Genomic DNA, 16,989 nt, shown 5'->3' with positions numbered 1-16,989 from the left:
GCTTAGCGCGCGCCGCCCATCGTCCAGACGACGTCCGCCATTTGCGCGCTGCCGTCGATGGATTGGACGCCGGCGACGGCGAGTCCACCCAGGATGGTGGCGAGCACGAGGAGCGAGCCAAACAGCCGGCCCAGCCTTCGACCAGACATGATTGCTCCTGTCGAGAGAGTGTTCACGGGGGATGGTGGAGGTTCCACGATCGTGCCACACCTCGGGTACCCAGAAAAGCGGGGAGAGCGGTGCTGGTCCGAGCAGCGGAGAGGTTCCGCCGTTCGGACCACCACCGTCGCCTCCCCGTGCCAGATCAGCGGCACCAGGACGGGTAACAGCCTCCACGAATCGCCCAATGTCACTATCGACGCAAACCCGATCTTAACGGCGCGAGGCCGCTGTCCGGGTGGCAGGGCGACCGTCGGATTCGAGGGTCGCGACGACTGCTCCCGGAACCGTCACATCGATCACCATAGCTCATTTCGTCAGGTACGGAAGCGGCCTGTCGGGAGTCGACGGACTCCGCACCAGATCAACGACAAAACACGCGTACGGTGGCGAGCCGGCGCGAGCAGGTGAAACACCCGCCGAGGCGGTCGGACCCCGTGATGTCGTACCCCGATGATGTCGTGAATCCATGACATCGCAGACACCGGCGACGCCGGTGATCGAGGAACGGACGCCCCAGCCGTACCTGGGATCCGACGCACGGTGACCGTCGGCGACGCCGCGGCTGCCTGGCCGACCTTGTCGACTGGTTGACCGCGCGCCGGCCACTGCGAACGGTGCGGCGGGTTGCCGCGGGCGTTATCGCCGAGACACCGCCGGCCGGACAGCGGACCATGTACCGATGCGACCCGACGATGCGCTGGCCCGCCTCCAGGAGGCCGCCGTCCTGTGGAGCGTCGGGTCGGGCACGCCGGGCGGGGTGATCGGGGCCGCCTGCGACTGCCTGGTAGCGGGCGTGGACACCCCGACGCTTCGTATCCTGGCGGGTATCTCCCCCACTCCCGGCAGCGGGAGCGACGAACTACGTCGGTGGCTCGGCGACGCACTGGCGGAACCCTCACTGACCTTCTTTCCGGAGGGCAGCCGGGCGGGTGAGGACGAAGCCGTCCGGATCATGGCCCGCCGACTGCTCGACCGGACGATCACCGCCCGCGCCCTCACCTCCTGGCGTACGGGTTCATCACCCGGGACGGGACTCCGCTGGCGGCCGGGCTCATCGACCTGGAGTACGCGTACGAGATCGTCGAGGCCGTCGTCCACGACGGGCAGCCGTACCCGGACGATGCGGTTGCGGAAGTCGATGCGGATGTCGTCGCGGAGGCCCGGCAGCTGCTCGGCGGCACAGCGGGAGACGGCTGAGCCACCGCCCCCGCCTGAACGACCGCCCCCGGCGTCTGCGGTGTTCCCGCGCACTCCGCCGGCCGCGCTGCTGGCACCGAGACCATGGGATACCTGGGGCGGTATGGGGGTATGTCGGGGGTTATGGCAGGTCAGCACGATGCGATAGACGAGGAGCACGCACGGCCGGCGGGAGTCGACGACGCGACGGTCGAGGCGTTGGGCAAGTTGAGTGAGGCGTTGGAGACGATCCACCGGGTGCGTGGGCACCTCTACTCCGCGCACCAGCTCGTCGGCGGCGCGGACCTCACCCTGGACCGGGTGGTGGAGCTGCTGCGCGGGGCCGGGCACGACGAGGTGGCCGACCGGGTCGAACACGAGCTGTTGGGGCGTAACCTGCTGCCCGGCCGGTGGACGTTCCAGATCGTGGAGGAGTTCGACGACGGCTACTACGCCACGTTCCAGGAGATCGAACGGTACGCCCGGGAGAAGCTGGTCGACGGCCGGCGGCACCTCTACGAGGCGGAGATGAAGCAGCGGCGGCGTACCCACGGCCTGCCCGGCCACGAGGCCACGCCGGAGTCGGCGCGGCCTCTGTGACCGGGACGGGCGTCGCGATGATCCACGCAACTGGGCCCGAGTAGCGGTATCCGCCGCGCCCCGATACCGCTACCTCGGCCCGGTAGCGAGGCGGGCGGGGGTCACCACTGGCGGCGTACACCCGCTTTGGGGCCGGTGACCAGGGTGGCGGGCGGGACGTCGTCGGCGACCACCGCGCCGGCCGCCACCACGGCGTCGCGGCCGATGCGGACGCCGGGGAGGATCGTCGCGCCGGCCCCGATCCAGACGTTCTCCGCCACGTCGATGGGCGCCCCGGTCAGCCACTCCCGCCGCTGCACCGGGTCGACCGGGTGGCCGAGGGTGATGAAGGTGGCCTTCGGGCCGATCATGACGCCCTCGCCGAGCCGGATGCCGGCATAGTCGAGGAACGTGCAGTTCTGGTTGATGAACACCCGCTCCGCGATCTCCAGATTGAGGCCGTGGTCGGTGAAGAACGGCGGATAGATGGTGACCCGCGCCGGCAGCGGCCGGCCGAGGAGCTGCGCTAACAGCTCCGCCCGCCCGGCCTCGTCGTCGAAGGGCAGCACGTTCAGCCGGGAGGTCAACTCGGTAGCCCGCAGCACCCTCGCCGCCATCGCCTGGAACTCGGGGCTGTGGATACGCATGAAGTTGTCGTCGGACATCCCGCGATCCTCGCCGACGTTCCCCGTACCCGACCCTGCGGGCCGCCGCCGCTCATCGGCCGGCGCACAGGTGCCCGCACCAGCCGGCACGCCCGGGTCGACTCCGGCCTGTCGTCGCCGTGAATCTCGGATGGCTTTTCTGCGCGCGAAGCCGTCACGACCGGATCATGGCCGGTGCCACCCTGACCCTCTCCGGAGTCACCCTGACCGGGAAACGCTTCCCCGAAATCGAGATAACCCAAACTTCACATCGATCAGCCATCCTTGTATCTGGGTGGTCCGAATAGCCGACCCAGCCTGGTGATCATCCAGTCGGAAGTCGACCCCTCGACACCTCCCGCCGAATCAGATCATCACCCTGGATGTGTAGAGGACGCTGATGCAAGTCACCATGGCAACCAGCCCGGCCAAAGCCGACCAGCCCAACGAGGACTGGGCCGGAGCCACGACGAGCGCTGCCGTAGTTCTTGACGGACTCTCTGAGGCGTCAGAGACCGGCTGCGTGCATGGGACTCCTTGGTACGTGCACCAGCTCGGAAGCAAGCTGTTGTGGCTCGCGGGCGACTCTGGTCGAGGCTTGGAGGAAGTCTTGGCGGAGTCCATCGATGCAGTGGCAGCCATGCATCGCGACTCCTGCGACCTCGCCCACCCCGGCTCCCCGTGCACGACGGTAACAATGGTGAGGCATGCAGGAGAGTCGCTGGAGTATCTTGTTCTCTCGGACTCGATTATAGTGCTCGACCGTGTCAGTGGTGGGCCGCTGGTAGTACAGGACAAGTCGGTTGATGCCTTCGCGTCGGATAGTGCAAGGGCCGCCATTTCCAGCAAAGACAAGAGCGATAAGGAGGCGCTTTTCACGCTGATTCGTGAACAGCAACAGGTGAGAAATCGTCCCGGTGGCTACTGGGTGGCGCAGGTTGACCCGTCGGCCGCTGCGCATGCCATGTCCGGATTTGTGGTCGAAGTGCGTGGCGCTGCCCTGCTGTCAGATGGGGCTGCTCTTCTTGTTACCGATTTCAGCGCTATGGATTGGCCCAGGCTACTTACCTTCACCTACGAACACGGCCCATCCGCCCTGATTGCGGCCACCCGTGAATTTGAGGACCGCGATCCCAATGGTGTGATCTGGCCGAGGTACAAGCACCGAGACGACGCCACGGCGGTGGTTTGTCGCCTGTAGTGCGTGCCGGCGCGCTGCTGCGGCCCGACAACTGACGTGCGAGCCTCTCCGCCACGTGATGCGCGGCAGCGCAATGAACCTAGGGGCGCATCGGTGCGTCGTGGGATGCTCGGATCTGCCGATGAGCGAATGCCCGATCTCGGGAGGTTCCCGTTGACCTCAACCAGAGTTGAGGTGCTTCACTGTCGGCCATGGATCTTGATGGTCTGCGCGTCGCCATCACCGGCGCGGTCAGGTCAAAGGCGCTCACGTGGCAGTGTCCACCGGGTGTTCGGCCGTGACACGAAAGCCGAGCCCGCCGTCAGGCGCCCATCAGAACGACGGACCCGCTTGAGGCCCGCCAGCCGTACGAAGATCTCCCGCTTGGTGACGGCCTGGCCCTGGCCGTCGAGCTGGTAGCCGGTCACCCACGCCCAGCCGTCATAGGTGGGCCGGGGGCAGACCGAGATCACCCGGAACACGAACGCCGGTGTCCGCGCGAACTGCACCGACGCTTCCCGGCTGATCAGCAGTTCCTCACCCGGCGTCGGGGGCTGGAGACGGGGAAGGCCCCGTGCGTCAGGAAACATGCTCTTCCCTCCCTGCGGTGGCCCTGCCCGACCGGTGTCGGAGGAGACCGGCCGGGCAGGGGGACCGCCGCACCGGGGCGGGTTCGGGCCTCCACGACCAGCACAGCGGGATAGACACACCCTATCCCAACCGGTACATGGTGGTCCATGGTCTACCAAGCCTGACCAGCGGCATCCCTGCCCACCTACCGTCAAGACGTGATTGACCCCGAAGGGCCAGTGCCGCTGTATCAGCAGTTGGCGGCGATCCTGCGCGAGCGGATTGAGCGCGGCGACCTGGTGCCCAACCGGCCGATACCGAGCGTTGCCCGACTCCAACAGGAATACGGCCTGGCGCGCGGCACCATCCTGCACACGGTGCGCGTGCTGGTCGAAGAAGGCCTGATCTACGTGGTGCCCGGCAAAGGCGCGTTCGTCAAGGCTCGTTGAGCCGGTGCCCGCTCAGCAGCGATCAACGCGGACGTAGCCGCCGCACCACGGATAGACACCGGACCATGATCAGCGTTCCCGCCATGTTCCCGTGGAGGCTCGTAGACGGCTAGACCGCACTGGACTCGGCTAGATCAACGAGAACGGCCCTGTGGTCAGCGTTTCCGCTGTTCACAGGGCCGTTCGTGCTCCTGGTGGCGGGTAGAGGATTCGAACCTCTGTAGCTTTCGCGACGGATTTACAGAGCGCCATGCTCAGAGCCCTGACCTGGCCAGATGGGCCGTATCGGCAGGATCGCGACGCAGATACGACGCAACCTCACCCGTGGGGCAGGTGTAGCCCTTCTGGCGGGTGTCCGTCCGGCCATCGGTCGAACTCCGGGGGGTAGTCCAGATCCGCCCCGTCAAAGTACACCTCCCCGCCGCTGAACTTCGCCCGGTCGAAGGACACCCGCCCGCCGCCGAACGTCGCCATGCCGAAGTACACCGCCCCGCCGCTGAACGTCGCCATGCCGAAGTACACCGCCCCGCCGCTGAACTTCGCCATGCCGAAGGACACCTGCCCGCCGCCGAACGTCGCCATGCCGAAGTACACCGACCCGCCGCTGAACTTCGCCCCGTCGAAGGACACCCGCCCGCCGCTGAACATCGCCCGGTCGAAGGACACTTCCCCGCCGCCGAACGTCGCCCCGTCGAAGGACACCCGCCCGCCGCTGAACATCGCCATGCCGAAGTACATCCCCCCGCCGCTGAACGTCGCCCCGTCGAAGGACACCTCCCCGCCGCCGAACGTCGCCATGCCGAAGTACACCGACCCGCCGCCGCTGAACTTCACCTCGTCGAAGGACACCTCCCCGCCGCTGAACGTCGCCCGGTCGAAGGACATCTCCCCGCCGCTGAACGTCGCCCGGTCGAAGGACACCTCCCCGCCGCTGAACGTCGCCCCGTCGAAGGACACCTCCCCGCCGCCGAACGTCACCCCGTCGAAGGACACCCGCCCGCCGCTGAACGTCGCCCCGTCGAAGGACACCCGCCCGCCGCCGAACGTCACCCCGTCGAAGGACACCTCCCCGCCGCTGAACGTCGCCCCGTCGAAGGACACCCGCCCGCCGCCGAACGTCACCCCGTCGAAGGACACCCGCCCGCCGCCGAACGTCACCCCGTCGAACGAGACCCGCTCGGTGCTGAACGTCACGCCAGAGAGGTCACCTCCGTCGAAAACAGCGCCGGTGAAGTCGTAGTCGAAGCCGCGCCAAGAATTCGCATCCTCCTCGGCAAGCCGTAAATGCCTGCCGATGAGTCGAATGACGGTATGACGCACCTCCCGCTCCTCGCGAGCGGCCCGAGCAGCCTCCGAGGTTGCCGCCGACGCATCGTCGTTGGCCTGCGCCGGCAGTGCTTTGTTTGATGCCTCCTGAGGAGGGGTGTAGGGCATGCGGAGGTATGCACAGAGAACGTCGATGCAGGTCTGGCGACCGTCTCGCCAGTCGTCTGCGAGCCCGGCCATGGCGTAGACCCCGGCCAATCGCACTGCCGCCTTGTCCGAGCCGAGCTGTTCGGAAGCCTTGGCGAATCGCTCGTTGAAAAGCCGGATCCCGTTTCGGTCGGTTTCGATCTTGGCCCGGCCCTCGGCAGCCTCCGCGCGTAGGTCAGCGGCGTGCGCTAGCCCATGGGCGAACTCGGCCAGCTTGTTGGCGTGCTCGGCAACGCGCTGCCGTCGGTACGCCACGACAAGAGCTGCGACGCCCCCAATACCCGCCACCACCGAAAAGACGAGCTTCAGCAGGTCAAACAGGGTGGCAGCCGTGACGGTGCTGGCCCGGTGGAGGCTCGGCCAACCGGCGTACCAAAGCGCTCCAGCGATCAGGGCTCCAACCACCAGCACCGCAGTTGCGATGACCAGCGCAATCGACCGGCGGATGCTCCATAGCCGAAGCGCCGGCACCGGACTATCCGCTGGTGGAAGTGGTGGGACTCCAATGCCGCCAGGCACCGGGGACAGAGATCGACTTTCGCGCTCCACGTCTCTCTTCGTAGTCGATCGAAGCAAACGACCAGATGCAGGCCCTCCCGATTTCAGCCCTCAGCCCGGTCGATCAGAACCTCGGCAATCTCGCCCATGCTGGTAACCACCGCGCCCGCCCCGGCGAGCCGGAAAGCATCGACCTTTGACGGCCGACTCGCGTAGCCGATCACCGCTACTCCAGCGGCCCGCGCGCCCTCGATATCCGACAGCGAGTCGCCGACCAGCACGCACCGGGCCGGCAACTGACCAAGGGCACGCACGGCTTGCAGGATTGGTTCCGGGTTGGGCTTCATGCGGTCCGGGTCTGCGTACGCCCGGCCGACGACCGGCGAGACGTACCCGGCGAGCCGGTGCGCAGCTAGGTAGGCGGATACAGCCCCGGCTGAGTTGTTGCTGACGGCCGCCACCGGCATCCCGGCTTGCTGGGCAGCCACGATGACCTCACGGCCGTACGGCGTTGGCTCGGCAGTCTCTACGGCCCGGCGCTCAGCCGCGCAGAGTGCATCCTCTACCGCACAGGTGGTGCCGTAGTTGCCGGCCGCCCCGGTGCGCCGCAGCACCTCAAGCGGATCGGGCTCCCCAGCTAGATCAGGAGGCACGTCGACACCGCGTCGCCGCAGCACCTCCACCAACTCGGCGGCAACCTGCGGAGCGGGGTACCCGGCGAAGATGCTGCACACCGGTCCATCGAAGTCGAGCAGCACCGCGCCGACCCCGCTGAACAGCCGGCCAAGGTCGGCGCTCATCCGTCGTACCGGTAGGCGATGGTCGACCACACCGAGTCGAACCACTGGCGGGAGGCCTCCACGAACTGCGTGCCGTGAGACGTGTCATCGTCGGTCACGGCATAGTGAAACAACGGCACGTCCTTGCCCATCAGGTCATAGATCGCCATGGGCTCGCCCTTGATCGAGACGGTGCGCTCAACGACCGGATAGAAGCCGTAGAAGACCTCTTCCCCGTTCAAGATGTAGAGCTTGAACAGGGGAGATGCCCGGTGCATCCGTACCTCTACCGTGGTTGAGCGGATCAGGCCGAGGTCGCCCAGCTCGGCCACCTGGTCGATGATGCCGTCTGCCGCCCGGCGCGTAATGCGCTCGGCTCGCTCTCGTACCGCCGAATCATCCGCCTGAGTCTCAGCCCGAGCGGGCAGCGCCATGGGCATCGTCATGTCAGAGATCAGCACCCGTACCGCGATCGTCTCCGGCGCGAGCCTTCCTACCCGCACCTTATCGAGCGCTTCGGCAAGCGCGTCTCGCAACGTCTCGCCCGAGAACCCGGCGAAGTCGATGGTGACGTGCGCCCTCTCGAAAGCCGCTTCGATGTGGGGCCGCAGCTCCACCGCTCGCTGTGTCTGCGCACGAACGAACGCGCCGCTGCCCTGCCGGGACACGATCAGCCGTTCCGCCCGGAGTAGGTCTAAGGCTCGCTTGACTGTCTCCCGCGCAACGCCGTACCGGGCGGCCAGGTCGGGCTGTGACGGCAGCTTGTCACCGGGCGCGAGGCGACGCGTGAGGATGGCCGCTCGCAGCTTGTTCGCGATCTGCTGCGAAGCCTGTTTCGGGTCGTCGGGGTCCAGTTCGCCGAGGAAGTCAAGGTTCTCGCTCACCCCCTCACGGTAGCGCTGACTAGCCAAGTCAGGAAAGTTCGCCGCGCCCCCTTGACCTGACTAGCCAAGCCGGCTTAGGTTCATCACGTCCTACCTGGCTAGCCAGGCGGGGCAAGCCGAACGGAAGCCGGGGAAGGCTGGCGCGCGCCGCGCCGCACGCCCACGGGCCGGTTGTGTGGTCGTTCATTGAGAACTTCACAGCAGAAGCGCCGCGTTTGATCCGTCTGCGGTATGCCCGCCTTGATCCACATGGTGGCCGACCTCGGTAGATCCCGAGCGAGCGGGCCGAGTGGGCTGATCTTGGCGCGCGGTTGCTTCTGCCTCTGATCCCCGCTGTGGGCGGGGTCGCGCTGTCACGGCGCGGCCCCAGCCCCGGCGCTCTGCTGCTGGTCCGTGTGACGCCCGGACCGCGCCACCTACCCGTCCTGACCTACCCCCGTGGGAGAGGTGATCCCGCTATGTCCGTGATCGCTGCGTGTGTGCGTGTCACCAGCAAGAGCCGCGCTATCTGGCGGACCTGCACGGCGTGCGGGGCGCTCGCTCCGCTGGCCCCTGACGAGAGCCGCTGCCGGGCCTGCCCGCAGCCGTCGCGTTCTCGCCGTACCGAGAGGAACCGATCGAAGTGACCCCCGCCGAGATGGACCCGACCCCGGTTGACCTGGCCGCGATCGACGCTGAGTGGCCGTTGATCGCCGCTGAGCTGGACGTGCTCGACGCTGAGATCAGCCTGTTCTACGCCGACGACCGGGGCGGCCCCTCGCCGCTGGACTGGCGTCGACTGCGCCGGGCCGAGGCTCGCGTCACCCGCGCCGCCACGACGGCGGTTCGCCCGCCCTGGCACGCCGACGGGTGCGTGCCTCACCACCTGGCGGTGGTCGGCCGGACCGGTTGCGGCCACGACTGCGAGATCGTGCGCTGCCCCGGCTGCGGTGGCGAGCAGGTTCTCCACCGCACCGACAGCGGCTGCCGGGCCGGCCTGCCTCGCGCAGTCTGATGTCCCGCATCCGGGCCGCCTACAACGATCCGGACGGCAACCGGTACGGCATCCCCACCTACTGGTGGCAGGGTGCCCCGCCCGGCTACGCCACCCGCCGTCAACTCCGCGCCGCCGGCCTGCGGCCCGCCGGTCAGCCGATCGCCGCCCAGGTCCTCTGGCGTGGCATCGGCGGCACCCGCGCCGCCTACCTCTACCGGGTCGACCTGGCCCGGCCGAAGCGCACCGCCACCCCCGCCCAGCGCCGTGCCATCGCCGCCGCGTTGCTGGCCCGCCGTACCTGCCCGACCTGCGGCCAGGTGCGCCCTTACTACATCCCGCGATCCCTCGGAGAGTGCACCGACTGCTCTCCCCTGTGTTGAAAGAGGTTCCGCAGTGAGTGACCGGAAGAACCGTCGTGCCGTCCTGGCTGAGCTGATTCTGCTGGCCGACCCGACCGAGATCCGCATCCGTTCCGACGGTAGGTCGCTGACCGTCGATTTCGACAGCGTCGCCGAGTTGAAGTCGTGGTTGCACCTGGCCGGGTTGAACAGCCCGGACCTGCTGTCCCGCGAGTACCAGGGGACCGACAAGGACGGCCGACCGTACCGGGCGATGAGCGCCTATCCGACGTGGCACGGTTGGGAGTTCTTCGCCTACGCCCGCGAGTTCACCGACACCACCGGGCCGCTCGACCCGTCGACCGCTGACCGGCTCGCCGCGCTGGCGGTGGCCTGATGACCGCGCCGACGCTGAGCATCTACCCCCGGTCGGTAGACGAGTTGATGCCGGAGGCACGCGCCCTGGTCGCCCGTCTCGGTACGGTGCCGTCGCGGAACCGGATCAAGACCGAGTTGCGGGTGGGTGGTCCGAAGGCGGACGCCATCATCGACCGGCTGACCCGCCCCACGGTCGACCCGGACGCCACCCCGACCGGCAGCACCCCCGCGCCGGACGCCGCCGACTCGCCGACGGTCGACCTGGACCCGCACCCGGACGCCGACCCGCCCGCCCCGGACGCGCCCACGGACCCGGTGCCGCCCGCCCCGCCCACACCGGCCCCTGCCCTGGACGTGGCCGAGGTTCCCGAGGTGGTGTCGGGGCAGGCAGCACCCGCCGCAGACCCGGGTTCCAACATCACCACCACCCCGACCGCCGCCCGTCCGACGGGTCGGGGGTGGGCATACGTCGGGGTGATCCTGGGCGGGGTGGTGTCGATCGCCGCGAACGTGGCGCACACCTACCTCCCGAACCCGCCCGACGGCGCACCCGCCGGATGGGCACCCGGCCCGGGGTGGTCGCCGTCGCCTCTGGCGGTGGCGTTGTCGGTGTTCTGGCCGGTGGCCCTGTTCGTGACGGTGGAGATCCTGACCCGCATCCCCTGGGGCAACGGGGCAAGTTCCGTGTTCGCCCGGGTCGCGGGTGTGCTGCCGGTTGCGGTGGTCGCCGCCGTCGTGTCCTACCGGCACCTGTCCGGACTGCTGGCCCACTTCGGCGAAGACCCGCTCACCATCGCCATCGGCCCCCTCGCCGTCGACGGGCTGATGGTCATGGCTTCCGCCGCGCTGCTGGTGACCAGCCGCCGCAGCCGTACCTGACCCCGCCCGGCGGCACAGCCCCAATGGCCTCAGAAACCCGTGCTGTGCCGCCGGTCCGGTCACCCAACCCCTCATATGAGAGGAGGGCACCTCTGATGGTGCCAGTACCCGATCCGGCCTGGTTCACCGACCGGATCACCGAAGTCCGCACCGAACTCGCCCGCGCCGACAGCAAAGCCTCCACGTTGATGGCCGTCGCCGGAGCGGCCGTGACGGTCGGCGTGGCGATCCTCGCCCGCACCGACCTGCCCGCCCCCGCGCTGGCCGCCGGGGTGACCACCGTCGCCCTGGTCGGCACGGCGGTAGGGCTGCTGGCCGGTGCGGTCCGGCCGTGCCTGGGCGGTGGTCACGGCCTGGTCCGCTACGCCGCTGCCGCGCCGGGGGACCTCATGACCGAGGCCACCGCGCCGCCGCTGTCCGCCGCCGCCGAACGGGCGCACCACCTGGTGTGGCTGTCCCGCACGGCCGTGCGCAAGTACCGGCGGGTGCGTACCGCTGTCGATCTGCTGGTGGCCGGGCTGGTCGGCACCGCCGTTACCGCTGTTCTCGCTGTCGTCGCCTGACCTGGGAGGTAGCAACATGCTCAAGCACGCAAACCCGCCCGCCGGTACGCGGGCCGGTCGGGTAGCCGCCACCACCGTGGGTGTCCCGGTCGGGGTGTTCACGGCCGGGTACGGCATGGCCCGTGACGCGCAGCTCACCGCGTGGCTGCTGTTGATCCTGCTGGTCGGGTCGGGCGGCTACGTGGTGATGCGGTGGGTGCTGCGGTCGTGGGCTGGTCCGCGATGAGCACCGACACCATCGAGGCGGCCCCGGTAGAGCAGGAAGCCCCGGAGCCGACCAGCCCGGAGACGGCCGGCGACGACCTGCCGCTGTCCGAGGCCGACGAACCGACCGGCCAGCCTGCCGACGACGACCCGAGCGGCCCGGCCGAGGATGACGGGCCGGTCGGGTTTCCCGGTGGGGCGCTGCTGCTCAGCGCCGCCGATATGGCGGCGGTGGGTGGTGGGGCGGTGTGGGCCGGGGCGACCGGGTTCGGTGCGCTGCTGTTGGCCGCTGCCGCGACCGCCGCCGCCGGACTCGCCGTGGCCGACCGGAAGGCCAGGCGGGACCGGGCACGCCGTGACGGCACCGGGCGTACCGGGCAGTCGGCCCGTCCCTCCCGCCGCACCGCCGCCGGTAGCGGCGGCACGGCCGGTGGCCGGGGTCGGAACAGGCCCGGCGGCGGCAAGGGCAGCGGCGGCGGGGTGTTCGGTCGCAGTAAGCCGGGTGGCAAGCACGGTGGCACCGGCAAGCCGACCGCTGGTGGCCCGTTCAGTCGGTCCGGCAAGAACAAGCCCTCTGCCGGTGGTGGCCTGTTCGGACGCAAGCCCGGCAAGGGCAGCGGCGGCGGCACCGGGGGCGGGTTGTTCGGCCGCAAGCCGGGCGGCAGCGGGAAGGGCTCCCCCGGTGGTGGGGGCCTGTTCGGCCGGTCCGGCAAGGGCAAGGGTCGGAAGCCGCACGTGATCAGCGATCCCGGATTCCGTCCCCTCACGGGGACCGGTTCTCGGGGCAGGAACGGCCGGAAGTCGTCCCCGAAGCCGGTCGGCAGCGCGGATGAGGCGGCCCGGCGGGCGGAGGAAGCCCGCAAGGCCATCGACACCGCCACCAAACCCAACGCCGACAGCCCCGAGGTCAAGCCTGCCGACGGCACCCAAGCCGCCGGCACCACCACGAACGGCGACGGCCCGGCCGTGCTGGTCGGGTCGCAGGAGATCACCGCAGGAGGTGCACTGATGGGTCAGTTCCCCCTTCCCGGCGCGGCATCGGAGTTCCGGTCCGCCGCGTCCCGCTACACCCCCGACGACATGTACGAGTTCGGGGCGCACCTGGCGCAGATGCCCGCCGCGATGCTCGACATCGCTGAGGGGTTGAAGGCGATGGCGTTGCGCACCCACGCCGAACGGCCCGTCGACCCGCGCGTGGTCGAAGCCCTCGCCGCGCTGTACCAGGTGCAGCGGGCCACGATCGCCGCCGCCGAAACCATCGCCCCGGTGTTCCGCAAGGTCCACGAACGCGACCTCGCCCGGCGGGAAGCCCCCCGCACCAACGAGCAGGAATGGAACGTCTGATGACCACCACCGACAGTCCGATCGTGCCCCCGGCCCCCGCGCCGGGGGCCACCCCCACCAGCACCCCGACCAAGCCGGCCCGGGGGCGGGCTGGGCACTGGCTCACCTATGCCCTGTCTACCTGGCATTGGCGGCACCCCCACCCCGCGTGGGGCGCGCTCAACGCCGCCGGGGCCACTCTCGGCGCGGCGGGGATCGCCGCCGCCGCCGATGTGCCGGGTCCGTTCGCCGCGATCGGTGGGGCGCTCGGCGCTGCCGGTGCCGTCGCCGCCGGCATGGTCGACGACCTTCCCGGGCACCGGCTGCTGTGGCGGGGCTGCTGCTGGATGATGCCCGGTACCTGGGCCACCACCGCCCTGATGACCGACGCCGTGTGGTCCGGGTGGGCACTGGGCACCCTGGCCGCCGGCACGGCCGGGTTCGCTACCGCCGCGACCGCGATCGGCCGCACCCGCCGCCGCCGGGCCGACGCCGCGCAGCAGCGGGCCGCCCTGGTCGACGCCGCCGCCCGCCGGGACCGGCTCGCCGCCGCGTGGGAAGCCCGCATCGCCCGGGTCACCGACGTGAAGGTCACCGTCCGGAACGTGCAGGGCTGGCCGACCCGCACCGGGTTCACCCTCGACGCCGACCTCCCGACGGGTGGGGCGACGTGGCGGGACATCGCCCGCCGCACCGAAGGACTCGCCGCCGACGCGAGACTCCCCCACGGCTGCGAGGTGACGGTAGAGCCAGGAGACAGCCGCGGTGCCGTGCTGCTGCACGTCTCCACCGTCAACGCCCTGTCCCAGGATCACCACCTCGACGACTACAGCCCTCTGTCCATCAACAACCCCCTTGCTATCGGGCCGCTGCGCAACGGCGAACAGGCCGTCATCAACCTGCGCTACGCCTGCGGAGTGCTGGTCGGACAGACCGACAGCGGCAAAACCAACCAGCTCCAGACCATCAACACCCAACTCGTCCGCTGCGTCGACACCCTCGTGTGGCAAATCGACCTCGCCGGTGGTGGCCTATCCCGACCGTGGGTCACCCCCTACGCCGAAGGACGCGCACCCCGCCCCGCCGTCGACTGGGTGGCGACCAGCATCGGGGAAGCGGAGATCATGGTCCGCGCCGCGATCGAGATCATCAACGGCCGCAAACCCGCCTACCAGCAGCGCATGCGCGCGGCGAACGACGACAAGATCCCGGTCGGCCCGGACCTGCCCGAGATCGTGATCGTCGTGGACGAGATCAAGACCATCCCGCCACACATCGTCAACATGCTCGCCCAGATCAGCGACACCGGACGTGCCGCCGGAGTCCGCACCCTGTGCTGCGCGCTGCGGGCCACCGACGACTACCTGCCGATCGCCATCAAGGAACAAGCCCGCATCCGCATCGGCATGCGGGTCACCGACGACAAGGAACTGAACTACCTGTTCGGCTGGAAGTACAACATCGACGCCGAAGCCGCCCCCTACCAGGGAACGGGGTTCCTGCTCGCCGGCACCCCCGGCGAGGCCGCGCCGATGCCGTTCAAGGGCTACCGCACCGACCCGGCCCGCATCGACGCCGCCGCCGTCGCCGTCGCCCCCTGGCGGCCCGACCTCGACGCGGTGTCGCAGCAGCTGGCCGGCAAGGTCGCGGTCAAGGGCACCCGCGCGTACGCCGACCGGTGGACGCGCACCATGCCGACCCTGTTCACCGACCCCATCACCATCACCCCGACCAGCACCACCAACCCGACCCCGCCGATCACGTCAGCACCGGCCACCGGCACCACCAACGGCGGTACCGGTGGGGACATTGCCCACCTGTTCGACCCGATCCCGGGAGACACCCTCGACGCCGCCCTCGATCGCTTCCGCACCATCGCGGCCCGCAACGTGACCGAACTCGGCATCGACATGACCACCGCCCTCAACCACCTCAACCCCAACCCAGTGCCGGAGTTGCTGACCCGCGCTCTCGACGCTACGGAGGCCAACGGCGGGCGCATCCACACCGGAGACCTCGCCGCCCGCCTCGACATGGACCCGGCCACCCTCGGCACCGAACTCAACCGGCTGCTACGGGATGTCGGGGTGGAGCGGCACAACGCCACCGGCAGCGTCCGCATCGGCGACGCCGTCAAGCCCGGATACCTCGCCGCAACTCTGCGTGAGGCCATCGACGCCTACCGGGCCGGTGGGCAGCGCGCCGCCTGACCCCACACAAACCGGCGTGTGGGTCACACACCAACACCCCCACACAACCGTGTGACCCACACGCCCCGTCCCACCCCACGTCCCACCCGCTGACCTGCCCATGAAGGCGTGTGACCCACACACCACAACAGGGGGCTACGGCCCGGAAATCGGCCCCCGGACCCCCCTTCCCTCACACGCCTGACACGCCCCACACACACCCCACGCCGAACCCGTTCCGGCGCGATCCCGCACGCCCACACGCGGCTACTGACAGTCATCAACGGGGCGCTTCGCGCGCTCACTCCTGAGTGGCCGGCACCCGTCTGACGCTGCCCTCCACCGCCACACCGGAAGGAGTGGCACCGGCTGATGAACCTGCTCGACACCCGGTGCGGGCACTGGATCGGTACGGAACGGCGCTACTGCCACCACCCCGATGGTGTCCGCCCCTACCTGCAAGGGCCCCGCTGCCCGGCCCACACCCCCAACGCGCTGGCCGGACGGCCCGAACCCTCATCGACGTCCCTGCACGAACCTGAGAGGAGCGCCATGCCTGACACATCCTCGCTGGTCGTCCCCGCCCTGACCTACGCCGCACGCGGGTGGCCGGTGTTCATGCTCGCCCGGTCGAAACGACCCGTCGCCAACTGCCAGCCCTGCGCCGACGCTGGCCCCGACCACGACCGGGACACCTGCTCCTGCCTGACCTGTCACGGCTTCTACGCCGCGAGCACCGACCCGGATCGGGTCGCCGCGATCGTGGGCGCTGTCCCTACCGGGCAGCTCGCCTTGCGTACCGGTGCCGCTTCCGGCACCGTCGTGGTCGACGTCGACCCCGCCCACGGCGGACGAGACACGATGAACGCGCTCATCGCCGCTGGGCTGCTGCCGCCTACGGCCTATGTAGTGACCGGGTCGGGTGGGTTGCACCTGTACTACCGGCACCCCGGACAGCCGGTGCAGTGCAGTCAGGGCAAGCCGGGGCAGGGACTCGGCCCCGGCATCGATGTCAAAGCCGACGGCGGCTACGTGGTGCTGCCCCCGAGCGTGCACCCACGCACGGGCCGCCCGTACCAGTGGGCGCCACGCCGGGAGATGCAGGAGATGCCCCCCGCCCTGGTTGACGCCTGCCGACCGGCCCCGCCCGCACCGACCCCGGTCCCGGCACACGAACCGACCAGCACCCGGGAGGCGGAAGGCATCTCCCATCCCGACCGGCTGTTGGCCGCACACCTGCACGCGGTCGCCACCGCACCGGAGGGCAGCCGCCGGACCACCCTCTACGGGGCAGCCCGAGGCGTCGCCCGCATGGTCACCGCCGGAGCCATCAACCACCACGACGCCGTCGCCGCCCTCACCACCGCCGGCCACCAAGCAGAGCAGACCGACCGAGACATCCGCGCCGCCATCACCGGGGGCTTCCGCGCCGAAGGGATCGCCGCATGAACCCACCGACCAGCACCATCGATCAGCCCGTAGACGGTGCCGCGATCCTCGACCAGGTACACGCCTGCCTCACCAAGTACGTGATCCTGCCCTCGGTGGAAGCCGCCGACGCGGTCACGCTGTGGATCGCCGCCAGCCACGCCCAACCCGCATGGGCACACGCCCCCCGCCTGGTCATCCGCGCCCCGGAGAAGCGGTGCGGAAAGTCCCGACTGCTCGACGTCGTAGAGGCGACCTGCTACGCGCCGCTGATCACCGTCAACGCCAGCCCCGCCGCCGTCTACCGGGCCATCGGC

General features: G+C 69.8%; 17 protein-coding genes and 1 pseudogene. 12 read left to right on the top strand and 6 right to left on the bottom strand.

Annotated features, from left to right (window positions below; genetic code table 11):
• Nucleotides 1-2: 2 nt before the first annotated feature.
• Nucleotides 3-149 carry a hypothetical protein gene (locus ACN267_RS28460; protein WP_169733070.1) on the bottom strand — a complete coding sequence of 49 codons (147 nt, stop codon included), beginning with the start codon at nucleotides 147-149 and terminating at the stop codon, nucleotides 3-5.
• A 1,333-nt stretch (nucleotides 150-1,482) separates the two neighbouring features.
• Here ACN267_RS28460 and ACN267_RS28455 point away from each other — a divergent pair.
• A complete protein-coding gene (locus ACN267_RS28455; RefSeq protein ID WP_421490053.1) occupies nucleotides 1,483-1,938 on the top strand; it encodes a hypothetical protein in 456 nt (151 codons plus the stop codon).
• Nucleotides 1,939-2,039: 101 nt separating this feature from the next.
• On the opposite strand, the gene ACN267_RS28450 is transcribed toward ACN267_RS28455, so the two are convergent.
• The gene (locus ACN267_RS28450; RefSeq protein ID WP_421490052.1) at nucleotides 2,040-2,582 is read right to left on the bottom strand and encodes a DapH/DapD/GlmU-related protein; all 543 of its coding nucleotides are present in this window, start codon (nucleotides 2,580-2,582) and stop codon (nucleotides 2,040-2,042) included.
• A gap of 379 nt (nucleotides 2,583-2,961) precedes the next feature.
• On the opposite strand from ACN267_RS28450, the gene ACN267_RS28445 reads away from it, so the two are divergent.
• Nucleotides 2,962-3,762, top strand: coding sequence for a hypothetical protein (locus ACN267_RS28445; protein ID WP_204957680.1), 801 nt, complete (start codon nucleotides 2,962-2,964; stop codon nucleotides 3,760-3,762).
• A 302-nt stretch (nucleotides 3,763-4,064) separates the two neighbouring features.
• Here ACN267_RS28445 and ACN267_RS28440 read toward each other — a convergent pair.
• Nucleotides 4,065-4,331: pseudogene (locus ACN267_RS28440) on the bottom strand (hypothetical protein); the annotation flags it as partial.
• A 198-nt stretch (nucleotides 4,332-4,529) separates the two neighbouring features.
• On the opposite strand from ACN267_RS28440, the gene ACN267_RS28435 reads away from it, so the two are divergent.
• The gene (locus ACN267_RS28435; protein WP_204957678.1) at nucleotides 4,530-4,760 is read left to right on the top strand and encodes a GntR family transcriptional regulator; all 231 of its coding nucleotides are present in this window, start codon (nucleotides 4,530-4,532) and stop codon (nucleotides 4,758-4,760) included.
• A 318-nt stretch (nucleotides 4,761-5,078) separates the two neighbouring features.
• Here the strand turns inward: ACN267_RS28435 and ACN267_RS28430 are convergent, their stop codons facing one another.
• From ACN267_RS28430 to ACN267_RS28420, 3 genes are all read right to left on the bottom strand, one after another.
• Nucleotides 5,079-6,704, bottom strand: a complete 1,626-nt coding sequence (locus ACN267_RS28430; RefSeq protein ID WP_421490051.1) for a pentapeptide repeat-containing protein — start codon at nucleotides 6,702-6,704, stop codon at nucleotides 5,079-5,081.
• A gap of 131 nt (nucleotides 6,705-6,835) precedes the next feature.
• The gene (locus ACN267_RS28425; RefSeq protein ID WP_421490050.1) at nucleotides 6,836-7,531 is read right to left on the bottom strand and encodes an HAD family hydrolase; all 696 of its coding nucleotides are present in this window, start codon (nucleotides 7,529-7,531) and stop codon (nucleotides 6,836-6,838) included.
• Nucleotides 7,528-8,394: a GntR family transcriptional regulator gene (locus tag ACN267_RS28420; protein WP_421490049.1), complete on the bottom strand. Its 867-nt coding sequence runs from the start codon at nucleotides 8,392-8,394 to the stop codon at nucleotides 7,528-7,530. The genes ACN267_RS28425 and ACN267_RS28420 overlap by 4 nt, the downstream gene beginning before the upstream one ends.
• Before the next feature lie 622 nt (nucleotides 8,395-9,016).
• Here ACN267_RS28420 and ACN267_RS28415 point away from each other — a divergent pair.
• The 9 genes from ACN267_RS28415 (at nucleotide 9,017) to ACN267_RS28375 (ending at nucleotide 16,693) form a co-directional block, all read left to right on the top strand.
• Entirely contained in the window at nucleotides 9,017-9,388 is a 372-nt protein-coding gene (locus tag ACN267_RS28415; protein WP_421490048.1) for a DUF6284 family protein, read from the top strand.
• Nucleotides 9,388-9,750 carry an RRQRL motif-containing zinc-binding protein gene (locus tag ACN267_RS28410; protein WP_420117491.1) on the top strand — a complete coding sequence of 121 codons (363 nt, stop codon included), beginning with the start codon at nucleotides 9,388-9,390 and terminating at the stop codon, nucleotides 9,748-9,750. The genes ACN267_RS28415 and ACN267_RS28410 overlap by 1 nt, the downstream gene beginning before the upstream one ends.
• Before the next feature lie 43 nt (nucleotides 9,751-9,793).
• Nucleotides 9,794-10,105 (top strand): hypothetical protein, encoded by a 312-nt coding sequence (locus ACN267_RS28405; RefSeq protein WP_421490518.1) that lies wholly within the window; start codon nucleotides 9,794-9,796, stop codon nucleotides 10,103-10,105.
• On the top strand, nucleotides 10,105-10,965 hold the full coding sequence (locus tag ACN267_RS28400; RefSeq protein WP_421490047.1) for a DUF2637 domain-containing protein: 861 nt from the start codon (nucleotides 10,105-10,107) through the stop codon (nucleotides 10,963-10,965). Before ACN267_RS28405 ends, ACN267_RS28400 begins: the two co-directional genes overlap by 1 nt.
• Before the next feature lie 95 nt (nucleotides 10,966-11,060).
• Nucleotides 11,061-11,528: a Pycsar system effector family protein gene (locus ACN267_RS28395; RefSeq protein WP_421490046.1), complete on the top strand. Its 468-nt coding sequence runs from the start codon at nucleotides 11,061-11,063 to the stop codon at nucleotides 11,526-11,528.
• A 16-nt stretch (nucleotides 11,529-11,544) separates the two neighbouring features.
• Nucleotides 11,545-11,754, top strand: a complete 210-nt coding sequence (locus ACN267_RS28390; RefSeq protein ID WP_421490045.1) for a hypothetical protein — start codon at nucleotides 11,545-11,547, stop codon at nucleotides 11,752-11,754.
• Complete coding sequence (locus ACN267_RS28385) at nucleotides 11,751-13,076, top strand: hypothetical protein (RefSeq protein ID WP_421490044.1); 1,326 nt, start codon at nucleotides 11,751-11,753, stop codon at nucleotides 13,074-13,076. The genes ACN267_RS28390 and ACN267_RS28385 overlap by 4 nt, the downstream gene beginning before the upstream one ends.
• Nucleotides 13,064-15,265 (top strand): hypothetical protein, encoded by a 2,202-nt coding sequence (locus ACN267_RS28380; RefSeq protein ID WP_421490043.1) that lies wholly within the window; start codon nucleotides 13,064-13,066, stop codon nucleotides 15,263-15,265. Before ACN267_RS28385 ends, ACN267_RS28380 begins: the two co-directional genes overlap by 13 nt.
• Before the next feature lie 531 nt (nucleotides 15,266-15,796).
• Nucleotides 15,797-16,693: a bifunctional DNA primase/polymerase gene (locus tag ACN267_RS28375; protein ID WP_421490042.1), complete on the top strand. Its 897-nt coding sequence runs from the start codon at nucleotides 15,797-15,799 to the stop codon at nucleotides 16,691-16,693.
• Nucleotides 16,694-16,989 lie beyond the last annotated feature (296 nt).

The sequence above is a fragment of the Micromonospora sp. WMMD734 genome, from assembly GCF_049178975.1.
Taxonomy (GTDB): Bacteria; Actinomycetota; Actinomycetes; order Mycobacteriales; family Micromonosporaceae; genus Micromonospora; species Micromonospora wenchangensis.
The sequence above is the reverse complement of the archived record's forward strand: the minus strand, read 5'-3'. Positions and strand labels throughout refer to the sequence as shown.